We start from the raw sequence: 17,353 nt of genomic DNA on the forward strand, positions 1-17,353 counted from the left end.
AAACGATGCAACGCACCTTTTCGGCCATATGGATTGTCCTGTTTTTATTCGCCGCACCGCTTCATGCCGAGCAGAAAGTCTATGGAGAACAGCGAATTAGCGGCTGGTGGAATACGCTGACGGAGGATATCTCCCAGACCTGGGAAGAGCCTCAACGTTACGATTTGTACCTGCCGTTCCTGAGCTGGCATGCTCGCTTTATGTACGACAAAGAAAAAACGGACAATTACAATGAAATGCCGTGGGGCGGCGGGCTGGGCGTTTCCCGCTATAACGAAGAGGGCAACTGGAGCGCACTCTTCGCGATGATGTTCAAGGACTCCCACAACGAATGGCAGCCCGCGATGGGCTATGGCTGGGAGAAGGGCTGGTATCTGGATAATGCGAAGGATTTCCGCCTGGGGCTTGGTGCTGCAGCGGGCATCACGGCGCGAGATGATTTTGCCAACTACGTGCCGCTACCGTTCATCTTTCCGCTGTTTTCGGCCGGGTATAAGCGCGTTACCGTTCAGTTCACCTATATTCCCGGGACGTATAACAACGGCAACGTGCTCTTTGCCTGGCTGCGCTTAGGCTTTTAAAGGGTAATCACCTTTTTTGCCACGGCGTTAGACAATACCAGCATGGAGAAGAGAACAGAGGTGACGAACGTGAGCACAATCAGCGAAAGCTTTATACCGAGGGAGGTCACCGGTATCAGCGCCGTCAGCAGGTGAAACACCGAGTAGTGCACAATATACACGCCGGTCATCGTTTTGCTGATGGCGGCCAGAACCGACTCTTTGAATTCGGCGTTGCGACGAAAGCGCACGCCGTTCGCCGCAATCACCAGCGCGATGATCAAAATGTAAATTTGAGAGCCGGTGAGAATAAAGGCGTTTCTGTCCGCCTTGAACAGCGCGAAGAAGAAGTGGCGCTCGTAAAACCAGGTGAAGAGATAGATAAACGGGATGGCGACAACCGCCGCCCTGACGACATTTTTGCGGCTAATCCACTCGGCGATTTTCGGGTCGCAGAAGAGTTGCCCCGTCAGATAAAACAGCAGCCATGTCCACAGGCGATACTGCGGTGACAGGGAAAGGACGTGCGTTTCAGGATAAAGCGCCGATAGCAGATCGTATCCGTAGGAAAAGAGCAGCAGGGCGGCAATCGCCCCGCAGAATAGCGCTCGCCGCTGGCTGAGCCACTCCACCGCCGGGTGGAAGGTGTAAATCACGACAAAGGCGAACACGAACCAGGGCTGGATTAAATACCCGCGCTGATAGGGCTCCCACAGGTAGTAGATCGTTATCCAGAACAGAAAAACAATCACCAGACTTTTAATTTTACCCAGCTGCCAGCGGGTGCCGTGCCGGGATTGTCCATCGAGATAGCCCGAAACCACAAAAAACAGCGGCGTGGCGATGGTCGAGATAAAGGTTAAAAACCCCAGGATCCAGTGATAGTCATAATCATAATGATCCCAGGTGTTGTAGATGGTGAAGAAGGTGACCGCCGTCATGCAGCCCAGCGTCTTGATAATGTTCAGCCCTGTCGCATTCATTGTTGTTTGGCTTCGTCCTTACGATGGAAACACGCATAGATCACGGGGAGTACCAGCAGCGTCAGGATTGTAGCAAACCCCAGTCCAAACATAATCACAACGGCCATGCTCTGGAAGAAAACGTCCAGCAGTAGCGGAGCCAGGCCAAGCACTGTCGTAAACGCGGTGAGCAGGATGGGGCGCAGGCGCGAGGTGGCGGCGTACACGATCGCGCTGTGCTGATCCTTTTGCGTTTTCTGCTGTTCAATCTCTTCCACCAGCACGATGCCGTTGCGGATGAGCATTCCGCTCAGGCTCAGCAGGCCAATCAGCGCCATAAAGCCAAAGGGAATGCCGGTAATTAAAAATCCCGGCGTCACGCCGATCAGAGCCAGCGGTACGGTCAGCCAGATGGCGACGGCATTTTTTACCGAGCTGAACATCAGCACCGTAATGACAAACATCACCAGATACCCGAGAGGTAGCGTAGTGAACAGCCCTTGCTGCGCTTCACTGGAGTTTTCCGCGTCGCCCCCCCATTCAATGCTGTAGCCGTGTGGCAGGGGAAGGGCATCAATCTGCGGCTTCACGCGGGCGAGAATGTCCCCGGAGGTTTGCTGGCTCAGCGGGTCTGGATCCGTTTGCACCGTCAGTACCCGCGAGCGGTCGCGTCGAAGGATGAGCGGATCCTCCCACTCCAGCGAGAAGCGGCTGACGACGTTACTCAGCGGGATATACTGCTGCCGCGTCTGGCTCCACACCAGCACGTTGTTCAGGTGATTGGCATCCAGCCGTTCGCTCTCAGGCGGGCGCACCACCACGGGCAGCAGGTCGCTGCCTTCCCGGTATAGCCCCGCCCGGCTGCCGGAGAAGTTCATCTCCAGCGCGTTGTCGACGTCCTGTTTATCTACGCCAAGCTCACGGCCCAGGGCGGCAACGTACTGTGGGCGGATCACCTTGCTGCGGTTTTGCCAGTCGTTCCTGACGCTGCCCGTGGCCGGGTCGCGGGTGAGGATGTCGTCCACCTGGCTGGCAATCAGGCGCAGCCGGTCAGGATCGGGACCTTTAATGCGCACCTCAATGGCGCTGTCGCCGGAGGGGCCAAACATTACGCGTTTGGTGCTGGCGTTGACCTGCGGATAGTTTCGCGCGATGTACTCGTCCATGTGGCACGTCAGGGCGGAGATGTTGCGCTGGTCGTCCATGCGCACCATGATCTGCGCATAGTTGCTGTACTGACGCTGTCCGCTGTAGGTCAGAATAAACCGCATGCTGCCCTGACCAATGGTCGAGACGGTGGTTTCCACGCCCGGCTGGCCGTTAATGGTTTTTTCGATATCGCCGGTCATTTTCTCGGTCCATTTAATATCGGTGCCGTAGGGTAGCCAGAGGTCGACAAAGAAAATCGGCGTATTAGACGACGGGAAAAAGTTTTGCCGTACGGCGCCAAAACCCCAGACAGACGCTGCCAGCAGCGCAGCCATCACAATGAGCGTCGGTGCCTTATGGTGCAGCAGCGTGTTAAGCAGGCGCTGGTAGACGCGGTAGAGTCGTTTGTCGTAAGGATCTGACTCATCGGTTTTATCGGGGGTGTCGTCGTTTTTAAACAACCACCACTTGATCAGCACCGGGGTGAGGGTGAGCGCCGAGAACCAGCTCAACATCAGGGAAATCAGCAGCACCTGGAACAGGGATTTACAGTATTCCCCGGTGGAATCCTGCGACAGCCCGATAGGGGCAAACGCCAGGATGGCAATCACCGTCGCCCCCAGCAGCGGCAGGGCGGAGCGGCGGATGATGTAGTTCACGGCGGTTAACAGCGGGGAGCCCTGCTGTCGGGCGATCAACACCCCTTCGACAATCACGATGGCGTTATCCACCAGCATGCTGAGGGCGATAATCAGCGCCCCGAGCGAGATGCGCTGCAGCTCAATGCCCCACAGATACATAATCAGCAGCGTGCCGAGCACGTTGAGCGCGAGAGAAAACGCAATGATGATCCCGCTGCGTACGCCCATAAAGATCAGCAGCACACCGATGACAATCGCCAGCGCCATCAGGAAGTTAATAATAAAACCGTTAACGGAGTGGCCCACTTCGGCTGCCTGATCGTAAAACAGGTCTATCTGTATGCCTGCCGGTTTTTCCGCCGACATCTGGCTTAGCTTCGCCTCCAGCGCGTGGCCCACGTCGATCACGTTCACGCCGGGAATAAACGAGACGCCCATGGTGACGGCTTTTTTGCCGTTGGCATGGTAAATGCTGGCTGGCGATTCGTTCAGCCCGCGCGACAGCGTGGCGATATCCCGCAGACGCGTCGCCGCCCCGGTGCCGGAAGGCGTGATGATGATATCCGCCAGTTCATCAAGATTTTCGAACTCACCGGTCGGGTGCAGGCGAATGGATTCGGTGCCGGAGGTGATTTCTCCGGCGCTGGAAACGACGTTAAGTCTGTTGAGCAGGGCGGAAAGCTGGTTCAGCGTAATGCCGCGCGCGGCCATTTTGGTCAGGGAGATATCGATGTTGACCTGTTGGCTAATGGCCCCGCCGATGGCAACCTTCGCGACGCCGGGGATCAGAATCAACTCCCGGCGCAGCTGCTCCGCATATCTCACCAGTTCAGGATTACTGAATTCATCTCCGGAAATGGCGAAGAAGAAGCCGAACACGTCGCCGAAATCGTCATTCACAAAGGGCGTGATGACGCCGGGCGGGAACTGACGCGAGGCATCGCCCACGCGGCGGCGAAGTTCATCCCAAATCTGCGGCAGTTCGTTCGAGTGATAGCGTGAAGCGATGTTAACGGTGATTTGCGACAGACCGTTTGACGAGATGGAGCTCACGTTGTCCAGATAAGGCAGCTGCTGCAGGGCATTCTCCAGCGGAAGCGTTACCTCCTCTTCAACCTGCTGAGCGGATGCGCCGGGGTAGTGGGTGACCACCACTGCGGTTTTGATGGTAAAGGCGGGATCTTCCAGCCTGCCGATATTCAACAGGGCGAAAATCCCCCCGACGCCCAGCAGCAGGATCGTTAGCCAGACGCGAACAGGGTTATTAATAAATTGACGAGAGATATCCATTACAGTCCCCGTTCACGCGTCCAGATACGCACCGGCTGGTTAGCATGCAGTTCCCCAACGCCTGCGGCCACCACGCGCTCGCCCGCCTTCAGCCCGCTGGTGATTACCACGCCTTCGGTACTCACTTGCCCCACGCTGACCTTGCGGTCTTCCAGATGGAGGGTGTCGCCTTCTCCCGTTACGACCCAGACGTGCGGCTCATTGCGCGGGCTGTTGTCCGGGTTAAAGACTGCCTCAACCGGTACGACGAGCGCCTGAGCACCCGCACCGGCCGGGAGGTTGGTTAAATTGATGGTCACCGTACCGCTTACGCCACCGACGGCGGGAAAATCATCGGGTCGCGGCATGGTGAGTATCACCTGCCAGGTCAGGGTATTGCTGTCGCTGCTGCCCGAGTGCTCTTTGTAGACGGCGGTAAATTCCCGATCCGGAAGGGCGTTAATTTTCACCACGGGGCGATACTGCGCGTTGCGGATATCAAAGGTCTTAAACAGGTTTTCAGGGATGCTGAACACCACGTCCAGCAGATCGGTACGGGTTAACGTCGCGATGGGCTGACCGGCGGACACCACCTGATGGTTTCGCACGTGCACGCTGGCCGCCGTCCCGCTAAAGGGTGCAACGAGCGTCATCTGATTTAGCTCTTCCCGGGCAATCTGCAGCGCCGCATTCGCCGAATCGCGGTTCGCACGCTGCACGTCCATCTCGGCTTTTGAAATGGCCTGTCGTCCTGCCAGCGTCTGGAAGCGGTCGAACTGCCTCTGGGCCAGCGTCGCCGCCGTTTGTCTGTCGTTAACCCGCTGCTGGGCTTCGCGGGCGTTCAGTCTGGCAAGCTGTTGCCCCTGTTTGATGGCAGCACCCTGGCGTACATCGAGCGCTTCAATTTGCCCTGCGCGCTTGAAGGAAAGGTCTGTGGCATCGCCCGATTCAATGCGGGCGGGGAAAACGCGCTGCTGGGCGTGGCCGGGAACCGTCACCTCCGCCACTTTTACCATCCTGGGCAGGGGGGAGGCTTGGTTCGGTTTCGGGTCGCACGCCGTGAGCGTTAACAAAACGAACGGTAAAAGAGAGAGGTAGCGGTTCACTGTATTCCCCTAATAAATAACTGTTTTATTTATTCCATAACCTGGACAGGGGGTGACACTATTCTGCCAGAACAGTGACGACCATATAGGTAAATAAACCAATCGCCGTACTGGCGATAATGGCGAGTGCAATAAACATACCCAGGCGGATCAGGCTTAAACCATACATACATTCCTCCATGAGCCGGAAGCGGTGGCTGACTATGAGCATAGTCGGCGAAAACATAAATGTTAAATAACCATTATCAGTGGGGAAGCGTTAAACCTGATATTCCTGTGCTACGTTTAATATTATTCATCTCTTTTTACCGTAACTGGCATTAAGGGCAACCCCCTGCATTTAATGCGTTTTTTTGCTTCACTCACTCTCGTGTTGGTTATAAAAAGGATGCTCGATATGTATAAAAACATTCTCGTTCCGGTGGATGTCTACGAGACAAGCCTGGCGGATAAAGCGTTGCAGCATGCACAGTTTCTGGCGCAAAGCGCATCGGGTGACATTCATTTGCTGCACGTCATGCCCAAATTTTCAGCCGAACTGACGCGTGGTTTTATTTCAGATGCGCGCAAAATGGATGAATATATGATTAATAATTCGAAAGAAAAGCTGTCTGACCTGGTCAAAAAATTGAATCTGCCTGAAGCGCGTGTTCATCTCCATGTCCGTAGCGGGAACGTTCGTGATGAGGTTATTAAGCTGGCGGATGAACTGGCTGTCGGCGCGATTATTGTTGGCTCGCGAAATCCCAATATTCAAACCCATTTGTTAGGATCAGAGGCGGCAAGTATTGTTCGTTACGCACATGTTCCTGTTTTCGTTATTCGTTAATTACAGAGAAGCAAGGTGATTTCTGAATAGAACCTGAGGAAGGAACGATGAAAACAGGAAAACCTGAACGTCCGTATTATCAACAAACCGTTGACGAAACCCTGTCGAATATCCACTCCACCCTGGAAGGCCTTAGCGGCACTGAGGCATCAGCCCGACTTCAGCAGCACGGTGAGAATGCGTTACCGCAAAAAAAGGGCAAACCCGCCTGGCTGCGCTTCCTGGCGCACTTTAACGATGTGTTGATTTACGTGCTGCTGGTGGCCGCGTTGCTTAAGCTCTTTATGGGCCACTGGGTAGACATGTTTGTGATCCTTGGTGTTGCCATCATTAACGCGCTGATTGGCCATATCCAGGAGAGCAATGCTGAAAAATCGTTGCAGAGCATTCGCAATATGCTCTCCAGCGAAGCCGTGGTGGTACGACAGGGGAATCATGAAACGATCCCCACCACGGCGCTGGTCCCGGGTGATATCGTGGTGATCCGCGCCGGGGACCGTATCCCTGCGGACCTGCGCGTGATTGAAGCACATAACCTGCGCGTGGAGGAGGCCATCCTGACCGGCGAATCCACCGTTGTTGAGAAAAACAGCGATGCGTTAAGCGGGGAACTGCCTTTAGGTGACCGGTATAATCTGCTCTACTCAGGCACCACCGTCAGCTCCGGCGGCGGTAAAGGCGTGGTGGTGGCAACCGGGGGCGAGACCGAGCTGGGCCACATCAATCAGATGATGTCCGACATTGAAAAACACCGCACGCCGCTGATGGTGCAGATGGATAAGCTCGGTAAGACTATCTTCATCACTATCCTGGTGATGATGGTGGCGCTGTTTGTCTTTAGTCTCCTGTTCCGGGATATGCCGGTTTCTGAACTGGTGCTGTCGCTTATCAGCCTTGCCGTTGCCGCCGTGCCGGAAGGCCTGCCGGCCATCATTTCCATCATCCTTTCGCTTGGCGTACAGGCCATGGCGCGTCGCAAGGCCATCATTCGCAAGCTGCCTACGGTGGAAACGCTGGGCGCAATGACGGTCATCTGCTCGGATAAAACCGGCACCCTGACGATGAATGAAATGACGGTCAAAGCGGTGATTACCGCTGACACGACCTATCGCGTGGAGGGCGACAGCTACGAACCGGTGGGGAATATTCACCCCGTAGATGACCCAACGCCCGTTAGCGTGACGCAGGGTTCCCTGCTGGAACGCTACCTGCGCACCATTGACCTCTGTAATGACAGCCAGCTGATCAAAGACGAGCAGGGGCTGTGGAAAATCACCGGGGGCCCAACCGAGGGCGCGCTGAAGGTGCTGGCGGCGAAAATCCCGCTCCCACCGCTCGATACCGAAATGCGCAGTAAAATCCCGTTTGATTCGCAGTATAAATACATGTCCACGCTGTACCGGCTGGGCGATGAAGAGGTGATTTTAATCACTGGCGCGCCGGACGTCCTGTTCCGCCTCTGCCAGTACCAGCAGACGAATGACGGACTGCAGCCGTTCGATCAGCCTTACTGGGAAGGGAAGATTGAAGAGTATGCCCGGGAAGGGTTGCGCATGGTGGCCGCGGCCTGGAAACCTGCCCGCGAGGGACAGCGCGAGCTGGATCACCCGGACCTGCATGATGGCGTGATCCTGCTGGGTATTGCAGGAATGATGGATCCGCCGCGTCCGGAGGCCATTACCGCCATTGCCGACTGTCTGCAGGCCGGGATCCGCGTGAAAATGATTACCGGGGACCACCCGCAAACGGCAATGAGCATTGGGCAAATGTTGGGGATAGGTAACGCCGCAAGCGCTATCACCGGACGTGAGCTGGAGGCGATGGACGATCGTCAGCTGAGCGACGCCGCCCAGCAGTACGACATTTTCGCCCGCACCAGCCCGGAGGATAAATTCCGCCTTGTGCAGGCTCTGCAAAGTAAACAGGAAGTCGTGGGCATGACCGGGGATGGCGTAAATGATGCTCCAGCGCTCAAGCGGGCGGATGTGGGTATCGCCATGGGGATTAAGGGGACGGAAGTCACCAAGGAAGCCGCCGACATGGTGTTAACGGATGACAACTTTGCCACCATTGCCCGCGCGGTGCACGAGGGACGTCGGGTTTACGATAACCTGAAAAAGACCATTCTGTTCGTTATCCCGAGCAACATCGCGCAGGCTCTGCTGATCATCATCGCGCTGCTGGCGGGGAACCTGATCCCGCTCACGCCGGTCCTGATCCTGTGGATGAACATGGCGACATCGGCCACGCTGTCGTTTGGCCTGGCGTTTGAAGCGGGTGAGAAGGACATCATGAACCGGCCGCCGCGAAAAGCGAATCTCCACGTGATGGACGGCTACGCCATCTGGCGCGTGGTGTTTGTCGGTCTGATGATTGCCATTAGCGCCTTCGTGCTGGAAGCCTGGCTACAGCCGCGCGGCTATTCGGCGGAATTTATCCGCACCGTACTGCTGCAAACCCTGGTAACGGCGCAGTGGTTCTACATGCTCAACTGTCGCGTAAATGACGGCTTCTCGCTGAGCAAAGGCCTGCTGGCGAACAAAGGGATTTGGATCGTCAGCGGCGTGCTGCTGGCGCTACAGCTTCTTATTATTTACGCACCCTTCATGCAGATGCTGTTTGGCACCGAGGCGCTGCCGTTCCGCTACTGGGTCATCACCCTGCTGATTGGTTTTGTGATGTTCCTTATTGTCGAGGCGGAAAAAGTACTGACGCGCCGGTGGCGCAAAACCGAGGCGTGATAGCGTAAACTGAGAAAGCCTGCCTGAGTCCAGGCTTTCTCTTTTTTGAGCACAGGAAACTATGATTCGACTTACCTGGTTCGTCCTTACGCTGTGTGCCGTTGCCCCCGGTGCGTTTGCCGTAACCTATACGCTACCGCCGGAAGGCAGTCGTCTGGTGGGAACCCCGATTATCATCACCGTTCCCGAAGGCAACACGCTTCCTCTGGAAGCCTTTGCCGCGCAGTACGGGCAGGGGCTGAGCAACCTGCTGGAAGCAAACCCGGGCGTGGATCCTTTTTTGCCTAAATCCGGCACCCGTCTGGTAATACCTCAGCAGCTGATTTTGCCTGACACCGTCCGCGAGGGGATCATCGTAAATGCGGCGGAAATGCGCCTCTACTACTATCCGCCTATCGGCAACACCGTTGAAGTGCTGCCCATCGGCATCGGTCAGGCCGGACGCGAAACCCCGCGTAACTGGGTGACGGCCGTTGAGCGTAAGCAGGAGGGGCCAACCTGGTCTCCGACGCCGAACACGCGCCGCGCCTATGCGGCAGAGGGGAAAACGCTTCCGGCGTTCGTGCCCGCCGGGCCGGATAACCCGATGGGGCTGTATGCGATTTATATCGGCAGGCTCTATGCCATTCACGGCACAAACTCGAATTTCGGCATCGGGCTGCGGGTGAGCCAGGGCTGTATTCGTCTGCGTAATAACGACATCAAATACCTTTTCGATAATGTCCCCGTAGGAACCCGCGTGCAGCTTATCGACAGGCCCGTTAAAAGCACCACCGAGCCGGACGGCAGCCGCTGGGTTGAGGTTCATGAGCCATTATCACGTAACCGCGCGGAATTTGAGTCAACACGGAAAGTGCCTCTGCCCATTTCAGCCGCACAGCGGACGCAGCTGATAAACGAGGGGGCGGGGGCAGAACTGGAGCGGCGGTCGGGGATGCCGGTGAAGCTCAGCCATTGAGTTCGTTTCGCCCGGTGGCGCTGCGCTTACCGGGCCTACAGTCCCGTAGGTCGGGTAAGGCGAAGCCGCCACCCGACAATTTTACCCGCCGCAGAAAAGCAAAAAGCCTGCTTTAAAAGCAGGCTTTTCAAATTTGGCTCCTCTGACTGGACTCGAACCAGTGACATACGGATTAACAGTCCGCCGTTCTACCGACTGAACTACAGAGGAATCGTGTGAACGGGGCGCATATTATCGACCTGCGTTCGCCTTGTCAAAGGATGGATCAACACCTTTTGATCGTTTGCTGACAAAATCAGCAAAGTGACGCTTTTGCCAACGTAATGCACCGTCATGGTGCAAACATACCTCTAATGGGGCAGATCATAAACCGCTGTTTCAGTCATTAAACCCCCATCCATGATTAGCTTTCCTTATTTTCAGCCGCTTAGCAACAAATCAGACCTCTTCGCAAAACTGGCATTCATATTGCAAAACCTCTTCAACAACGACAGCCGGTTCCGGCACAGTTTTTTGAACAGGGGGCAAAATGAACTTAAGACGACTGAAATACTTCGTAAAAATCGTCGATATCGGCAGCCTGACTCAAGCGGCAGAAGTGCTGCATATCGCGCAGCCTGCGCTGAGCCAGCAGGTGGCTACGCTGGAAGGCGAGATGGACCAGCAATTACTGATCCGCACCAAGCGCGGCGTAACGCCAACAGAAGCAGGCAAAATTTTGTATACCCATGCCCGCACTATTCTGCGTCAGTGTGAACAGGCGCAGCTGGCGGTGAACAATGTCGGCCAGACCCTGAGCGGCCACGTTTCCATTGGTTTAGCGCCAGGAACCGCGGCATCGTCTATCACCATGCCACTGCTGCAGGCCGTTCGCGCTGAGCTGCCTGAAGTGCTGGTCTACCTGCACGAAAACAGCGGTTCCGTTCTGAATGACAAACTGCTCAACGGCCAGCTGGATATGGCCGTCCTTTACGATCGCTCTCCCGTCGCCGGGATCACCAGCCAGCCGCTGCTGAAAGAAGATCTTTATCTGGTCGGCACCCGCGACTGCCCGGGTCAGAGCGTTGATTTAACCGCCGTGGCCGAGATGAATCTCTTCCTGCCGCGCGATTACAGCGCGGTGCGCGTGCGCGTGGATGAAGCGTTCTCCCTGCGTCGCCTGACGGCCAAAATTATTGGCGAAATTGATTCTATTTCCACGCTGACGGCAGCGATTGCCAGCGGAATGGGCGTAACAGTCCTGCCGGAGTCCGCCGCCCGCTCGCTTTGCAGTGCGGCAAACGGCTGGATGGCGCGCATCACCACGCCTTCAATGAGCCTGCCGCTGTCGCTGAACATGTCCGCACGCGGATCGCTGTCGCCGCAGGCGCAGGCGGTAAAAGAGATTTTGATGTCGCTGGTCAGCAAGCCGTCGCTTGAGAACCGTGAACTCCAGCTCGTGAGTTGATATTCCATAAAAGCATAAGATGCTGGTTTTTATTATTTGTTCTGCAGCTCAGCTGACTCTAACAATAGAGCTATGTCAGATGCGCCGGAGTGAATCGTGAATTTCCAGCAACTTAAAATTATCCGTGAGGCGGCCAGGCGGGACTACAACCTGACCGAAGTCGCTAACATGCTTTATACATCCCAGTCTGGCGTCAGCCGCCATATTCGCGAGCTGGAAGAGGAACTGGGGATAGAGATTTTTATCCGTCGCGGCAAGCGTCTGCTTGGGATGACGGAGCCGGGCAAGGCATTGCTGACCATCGCTGAGCGGATCCTCAACGAGGCCAGCAACGTGCGTCGTCTGGCGGATCTCTTCACCAATGACGCCTCGGGCGTGCTCACCATCGCCACTACCCACACCCAGGCGCGCTACAGCCTGCCGCCGGTGATTAAAGCCTTCCGCGAACTTTTCCCAGATGTCCGTCTGGAGCTTATTCAGGGCACGCCGCAGGAAATTGAAGTGCTGCTGCAAAACGGCGGGGCAGATATCGGCATCGCCAGCGAGCGTCTGAGCAACGATCCGCTGCTGGTGGCCTTCCCGTGGTTCCGCTGGTACCACAGTTTATTACTCCCAGTCGATCATCCGCTGAATCAGGTCTCTCCCCTGACGCTGGAAGACATTGCGAAATGGCCGCTGATCACTTACCGCCAGGGCATTACCGGACGCTCGCGTATTGATGAAGCCTTCAACCGCAAAGGGCTCACGCCGGACGTGGTGCTGAGCGCGCAGGACTCCGATGTGATCAAAACTTACGTCGAGCTGGGTCTGGGCATTGGCCTGGTGGCGGAACAGTCCAGCGGGGAACGCGAAGACGGGAACCTCGTGCGTCTTGATACGCGTCACCTGTTTGACGCCAATACCGTCTGGCTTGGGCTGAAGCGCGGACAGCTGCAGCGCAACTATGTCTGGCGCTTTATCGAGCTATGCAATGCCGGGCTGTCTGTGGACGAGATTAAACGTCAGGTAATGGAGCCGGAAGAAGTGGCGATTGATTACCAGATCTAGCTACTGGCTTGCCCGTTAGCGCTGCGCTGGCCGGGCTTGTCGCTCAGTTGAAAGGATAGTTTTTAGAGAGGGAATAGCACGATGGGAAGAACCCTTGAGCAGCTTATAAAGAATGATGGAAAACGTCGCTGGTTTATCCGCCCGATCTGGCACCTGTAAAGTGTCTTTGTGTTCACCGGACAGATTTCGCCCCATTACAAAGGTACAAACATGACAACACGCGAAGCCGTTTTCCCCTTCGGACGGCAGGCGCTCTATGATCGTAATCGGTACTCACCTGCCATCAAATCTAGCGGTTTCCTACGGGTCTTGATATGACAGAGGAAAATTAATGAAAGCAGCGGTTTATGACGTGGAAGGCGCTCCCGACGTCCTGCAATACATTGATGTCCCGGATCCGGTCGCAGGGCCTGATGACGTCCTGATTTCTGTCGAGGCAATCTCGATTGAAGGGGGAGATCTGATCAACCGGCGTTCAACTCCGCCGCCTCTTCCTTCGTGGATCGTTGGCTACGCGGCCGCGGGCACAGTGGTTGCCGTCGGTTCGAAAGTCCGTCATCGCAGGGTTGGAGACAGAGTGACTGCGTTTAGCATGCAGGGATCGCATGCGGAACGTTGGGCTGTGCCTGCGGAACGAACCTGGCTTATACCGGATGGGGTGGATGCAGCAGACGCGGCGGTGGTACCGATTTCTTTTGGAACCGCGCATCATTGCCTTTTCACTCGAGGCATGCTCCGGCATGGAGAAACCGTCCTGATTCAGGCAGCAGCAGGGGGCGTGGGGCTCGCGGCCGTTCAGCTTGCCTCACAAGCAGGCGCGACGGTTATCGCTGTGGCAAGCGGGACGCAGCGAAGAAGTCGGTTGCTTGAATTGGGTGCCGATTATGTCGTGGATCGTGTAGAGGACAACATCGTTGACAGTGTCCGAGAGTGCACCCGTGGCGCCGGTGTTGACCTCGTCATCGATCCGGTAGGGACGACGTTGCCTGTTTCGCTTTCTGCACTCGCTCCGCAAGGACGTCTCGTCTTCGTCGGTAATGCGGGCGGTGGCAGTCTGACTGTCGACTTGTGGCCGCCAATGCAATCTAACCAGACACTCATGGGGGTATTCATGGGGCCCCTTTTTGAAAGGCCCGGCGTTCGGACAAGCGTGGACGACATCTTGCAGGCTGTGGCAGAAGGGCGCATCAGGGTTGTCATTGACCGCATCTTCCCCCTGGCTAACGCCGCCGCGGCCCATGAATACGCTGAGACAGCGAAACCGCTTGGCCGCATCGTTATGAAGCCGTGAGAGAGGGGGACCTCAACCTGGCCCCCACACAGCAGCGATCCGGAAGCCGCCTCGCATTTCGATTATCCTATCCGCCAAAATCCTTTGAACCGCAAAAACAGTTTTCTATTATCTACCTTCTTAGTGACGCACTTCGTTCCCACCTGCACTGCCCTTCGATAGATAACGGCTTTCTGCCCACTTCATTACGAAAAGGAAATCACCATGAATCTGATGAATAATTGCGCACCTCCCGTCCTGAATGTTATATTAAAATATAATATTCGGAGGTGCGCTATGTATACAACTCGCCTGAAAAAGGTCGGCGGATCCATCATGCTGGCGGTTCCTCCCGCCGTACTGAAAACGCTGGAGCTCTCGACGGACAGCGAAGTCGGCATGACCATTAATAATGGCTGCCTGATTATCGAACCCCAGAAACGGCCTCATTATTCACTTGAGGAGCTGCTGGCGCAGTGCGATCCGCACGCTGAAATGAGCGAAGAGGAGCGGGAATGGATTGATGCGCCTGCGGTAGGCAAGGAGATCCTGTAAATGGACAGAGGGGAAATCTGGCTTGTTTCACTGGATCCGATTGCTGGCCACGAGCAAAGTGGAAAACGTCCGGTGCTTATCGTATCGAAGGCGTCGTTTAACAAGCTGACCCGGCTACCGGTAGTGGTTCCCGTCACCAGCGGCGGAAACTTTGCTCGTACAGCAGGTTTCACCGTTTCACTGGAAGGGGCGGGGACAAAAACAACGGGCGTTATTCGCTGCGACCAGCCCAGAACCATTGATATGGCTGCCCGGAACGGCATGCGGCTGGAACGTATACCTGACGCCGTTGTAAATGAAGTACTTGCCAGGCTGGATGCGATTCTGAATTAACATCAGAGACGCAGAAAAGCAAAAAGCCTGCTTCAAAAGCAGGCTTCTTAAATTTGGCTCCTCTGACTGGACTCGAACCAGTGACATACGGATTAACAGTCCGCCGTTCTACCGACTGAACTACAGAGGAATCGTGTGAACGGGGCGAATATTATCGACCTGCGTTCCCCTTGTCAAAGGGGGAAAGTAAACTTTTCGTTCGTTTGCCGACAATTTCAGCAAATCGCTGATTTTATAGCAAATTCGCGTTGAAATTACACAGCAATATGCGCCGCCCGCAGGCGGCGCGCAGGATCAGAACAGTACGGAGTAGTTCAGACCAAAGGTGCGTCCGCGACCTTTATAGGTATACAGGCCCGGTGCGCCGTAGGTTGGGCTATACAGCCCCGGCGCGCGCTGGCCCCAGGCGGTGGTGTAGTCTTTGTCCAGCAGGTTTTCCACGCTGAAGCTGACCTTGCCCACCGGCAGGGCGTAGCTGCCCAGGAAATCAATGGTATTATAGCCATCAATCTTCTTACCGTCGGCGTCAGACACGTCAAAGGTCTGCGTGCTCTGCACGCGCAGCGCCCAGTCGCCCGGTGCCCAGTTAACCCATGCGCTGGCCTTCGACGGGCTGGCGCTGTCGACCGTCAGCTTCTCCCATTTTCCGTTTTCACGCGTCTCAGACTTAATGGCGTTAAAGTTCGCGCCTGTGCTCCAGTCGCTGTCGGTGAAGAAGTAGTCTACCTGGCCTTCGACCCCGTAAATACGACGTTTATCGTCTTCGAGGTTGATGGTCATGTCACTCTTGTTGATGGTGATGGTTTTATCGGAAAGCGAGTAGTACGCCGCGACCTGCGTGCGCAGGTTGTCGCCGGTGAAACGCCAGCCCAGCTCGTAGGCGTTGACCTTGATCCCGTCCAGCGTCGAGTCGTTCACGTTCACGCTGTTCAGCAGGCGATAGTGGCCGTCGACGAGCTGGTAGGTGCCAGAGCCGTAGTATTTCGCCAGGTCAGGGATTTCAAAGCCTTGCGAGAAGTTAAACCACAGCTGCTGCTGTTCGGTCAGGCGACCGAGTATCCCGGCGTTAAACAGGAAGTTGTTGTAATCCGTTTTCCCACCCGGCACCGCGTCGGCGGAGGTGGCTTTCCCGTTAGCGATGGCCTGCTGCTGGGCGTAACCAACAAAGTCATCCACCTTGTTTTCAGTGTACTGGTAGCGCACGCCACCGCTCAGGGTGATGGCATCAATGTCATAGCTGGCCTGCAGGAACGGGGCAAGGTTGGTAATGCTGTAACCCGGATAACGGCCCACGTTGTAGGCATTTTCCAGATCCATGCCGCCGCTTGCCGCCGCTTTACTCAGATCGAAGAACTGCTGGTTGGCATCGAAGGTTTCATGGTCGGCATCGACACCCCAGGTGAGGGTCAAATCATCCACCGGCTTGCTGTTCAGCGTCAGCTTGCCGCCGTAAAAGTCGGTTTTCTGCTGGGATGCGCCAATGCTGGTCACCGCACCTTTGCTCAGCGTCGGGAACGGGTAGTAGGTCAGGCTCTCATCGCGATAGTAAATCTGCGCGACCAGGTCCTGGCCCCAGAAATCGGTATTCGAGTACTGCAGGTTAATCAGGTGACGCTCGGTACCGGGGATACGATCGGAGTTGAGGTTGTCTTTGTTGTAGGCTTTTGCATCGCCCGTCACCGCCGAGAAGTTCTCGCCGAGGAACAAACCGTGCTTCCCGTCGGACTCGCTCTTGTAGTACTGCGTGGTGAGCTGCAGCTGCTGATGATCGTCAATGTTGATGGTGCCCGTGCCCATCACGTCAATACGGTCGGAATACTGCAGGCCGGTCTGGGTGTTATCGATAATCACCTCGTCGCCGTTGCCGTCATACCAGCCGCCGTAGCGCTGATACGACACCGACAGACGACCGGAGGCCTTATCGTTGCCGCCGCTGACGGCTGCCGACACGTTCTCATCGTGATCGTTGTGGCTGTTAAACCCGCTCTTTGTCCCGGTCTGGAACTCCACTTCGGTATCCGGCTGGCCCTTTTTGGTGACGATGTTCACCAGGCCGCCGGTGCTGCCGCCGCCGTAGAGCGAGGTGGCACCGGAGATCACTTCAATACGATCGATATTGAACGGATCGATAGAGTCGAGCTGGCGGCTGTCGCTGCGTGACGAGTTCAGACGCACGCCGTCCACCATCACCATCATCGAACGACCGCGCAGGTTCATGCCGTAGTTGGTGCGCCCCTGGCTGCTGACGTCCATGCCCGGGATCAGCTGGGCCAGCACTTCTTTAATCTCTTTTCCGCCCTGAACCTGCTGCTCAATTTCAGCCCGTTCAATGACCCAGGTGGTCTGCGCCATTTCAGCTACGCTGCGGTGAGCACGGCTGGCAGAGACCACGATATCTTCTTCCTTTTGTTCTTCCGCCCACGCAGAGGTAGAAAGCATTGCAAGCAAGCAAGGATTTAAAACCCAAAGATGAGAACGTTTCATTG

13 protein-coding genes, 2 tRNA genes and 1 pseudogene are annotated in these 17,353 nt (G+C 56.0%); 10 read left to right on the top strand and 6 right to left on the bottom strand.

Features of this window, described 5'->3' with window-relative positions; genetic code table 11:
• Positions 1–5: 5 nt before the first annotated feature.
• On the top strand, positions 6–581 hold the full coding sequence (gene pagP, locus AC2T6E_RS09135; RefSeq protein WP_174339782.1) for a lipid IV(A) palmitoyltransferase PagP: 576 nt from the start codon (positions 6–8) through the stop codon (positions 579–581).
• Here pagP and AC2T6E_RS09140 read toward each other — a convergent pair.
• Genes AC2T6E_RS09140 through AC2T6E_RS09150 form a run of 3 tightly spaced genes read right to left on the bottom strand, consistent with a single transcriptional unit; the run spans position 578 to position 5,687 of the window.
• Positions 578–1,543, bottom strand: a complete 966-nt coding sequence (locus AC2T6E_RS09140; RefSeq protein ID WP_341494230.1) for an acyltransferase — start codon at positions 1,541–1,543, stop codon at positions 578–580. The genes pagP and AC2T6E_RS09140 overlap by 4 nt on opposite strands.
• Entirely contained in the window at positions 1,540–4,602 is a 3,063-nt protein-coding gene (locus AC2T6E_RS09145) for an efflux RND transporter permease subunit (protein WP_486691434.1), read from the bottom strand. Before AC2T6E_RS09145 ends, AC2T6E_RS09140 begins: the two co-directional genes overlap by 4 nt.
• Positions 4,602–5,687, bottom strand: coding sequence for an efflux RND transporter periplasmic adaptor subunit (locus AC2T6E_RS09150; RefSeq protein ID WP_214605607.1), 1,086 nt, complete (start codon positions 5,685–5,687; stop codon positions 4,602–4,604). Before AC2T6E_RS09150 ends, AC2T6E_RS09145 begins: the two co-directional genes overlap by 1 nt.
• Positions 5,688–6,084: 397 nt before the next feature.
• On the opposite strand from AC2T6E_RS09150, the gene AC2T6E_RS09155 reads away from it, so the two are divergent.
• The 3 genes from AC2T6E_RS09155 (at position 6,085) to ldtA (ending at position 10,215) form a co-directional block, all read left to right on the top strand.
• Positions 6,085–6,516: a universal stress protein gene (locus AC2T6E_RS09155; RefSeq protein ID WP_010432094.1), complete on the top strand. Its 432-nt coding sequence runs from the start codon at positions 6,085–6,087 to the stop codon at positions 6,514–6,516.
• Positions 6,517–6,563: 47 nt separating this feature from the next.
• Positions 6,564–9,257, top strand: a complete 2,694-nt coding sequence (locus AC2T6E_RS09160) for a cation-transporting P-type ATPase (protein ID WP_108418196.1) — start codon at positions 6,564–6,566, stop codon at positions 9,255–9,257.
• 61 nt (positions 9,258–9,318) lie between these two features.
• Positions 9,319–10,215 carry a L,D-transpeptidase gene (gene ldtA / locus AC2T6E_RS09165; protein ID WP_108418197.1) on the top strand — a complete coding sequence of 299 codons (897 nt, stop codon included), beginning with the start codon at positions 9,319–9,321 and terminating at the stop codon, positions 10,213–10,215.
• 134 nt (positions 10,216–10,349) lie between these two features.
• Here ldtA and AC2T6E_RS09170 read toward each other — a convergent pair.
• Positions 10,350–10,425: transfer RNA gene (locus AC2T6E_RS09170), tRNA-Asn, on the bottom strand.
• A gap of 319 nt (positions 10,426–10,744) precedes the next feature.
• Here AC2T6E_RS09170 and nac point away from each other — a divergent pair.
• The 6 genes and pseudogenes from nac to AC2T6E_RS09200 all read left to right on the top strand — a co-directional run bounded on the left by nac (position 10,745) and on the right by AC2T6E_RS09200 (position 14,867).
• Positions 10,745–11,662 carry a nitrogen assimilation transcriptional regulator NAC gene (gene nac, locus AC2T6E_RS09175; RefSeq protein ID WP_010432103.1) on the top strand — a complete coding sequence of 306 codons (918 nt, stop codon included), beginning with the start codon at positions 10,745–10,747 and terminating at the stop codon, positions 11,660–11,662.
• Positions 11,663–11,758: 96 nt separating this feature from the next.
• A complete protein-coding gene (cbl, locus tag AC2T6E_RS09180; RefSeq protein ID WP_010432106.1) occupies positions 11,759–12,709 on the top strand; it encodes an HTH-type transcriptional regulator Cbl in 951 nt (316 codons plus the stop codon).
• Positions 12,710–12,919: 210 nt separating this feature from the next.
• A pseudogene (locus AC2T6E_RS09185) lies at positions 12,920–13,018 on the top strand (RidA family protein); the annotation flags it as partial.
• Between the two features lie 22 nt (positions 13,019–13,040).
• On the top strand, positions 13,041–14,000 hold the full coding sequence (locus AC2T6E_RS09190) for a quinone oxidoreductase family protein (protein ID WP_148399955.1): 960 nt from the start codon (positions 13,041–13,043) through the stop codon (positions 13,998–14,000).
• Positions 14,001–14,276: 276 nt separating this feature from the next.
• Positions 14,277–14,534: an AbrB/MazE/SpoVT family DNA-binding domain-containing protein gene (locus AC2T6E_RS09195; RefSeq protein ID WP_045286302.1), complete on the top strand. Its 258-nt coding sequence runs from the start codon at positions 14,277–14,279 to the stop codon at positions 14,532–14,534.
• The gene (locus AC2T6E_RS09200; RefSeq protein WP_089600503.1) at positions 14,535–14,867 is read left to right on the top strand and encodes a type II toxin-antitoxin system PemK/MazF family toxin; all 333 of its coding nucleotides are present in this window, start codon (positions 14,535–14,537) and stop codon (positions 14,865–14,867) included.
• A 54-nt stretch (positions 14,868–14,921) separates the two neighbouring features.
• Here AC2T6E_RS09200 and AC2T6E_RS09205 read toward each other — a convergent pair.
• Positions 14,922–14,997: transfer RNA gene (locus AC2T6E_RS09205), tRNA-Asn, on the bottom strand.
• A gap of 164 nt (positions 14,998–15,161) precedes the next feature.
• Complete coding sequence (locus AC2T6E_RS09210) at positions 15,162–17,351, bottom strand: TonB-dependent siderophore receptor (RefSeq protein WP_010432111.1); 2,190 nt, start codon at positions 17,349–17,351, stop codon at positions 15,162–15,164.
• Positions 17,352–17,353 lie beyond the last annotated feature (2 nt).

It is taken from the genome of Enterobacter sp. B79-1 (assembly GCF_057444735.1).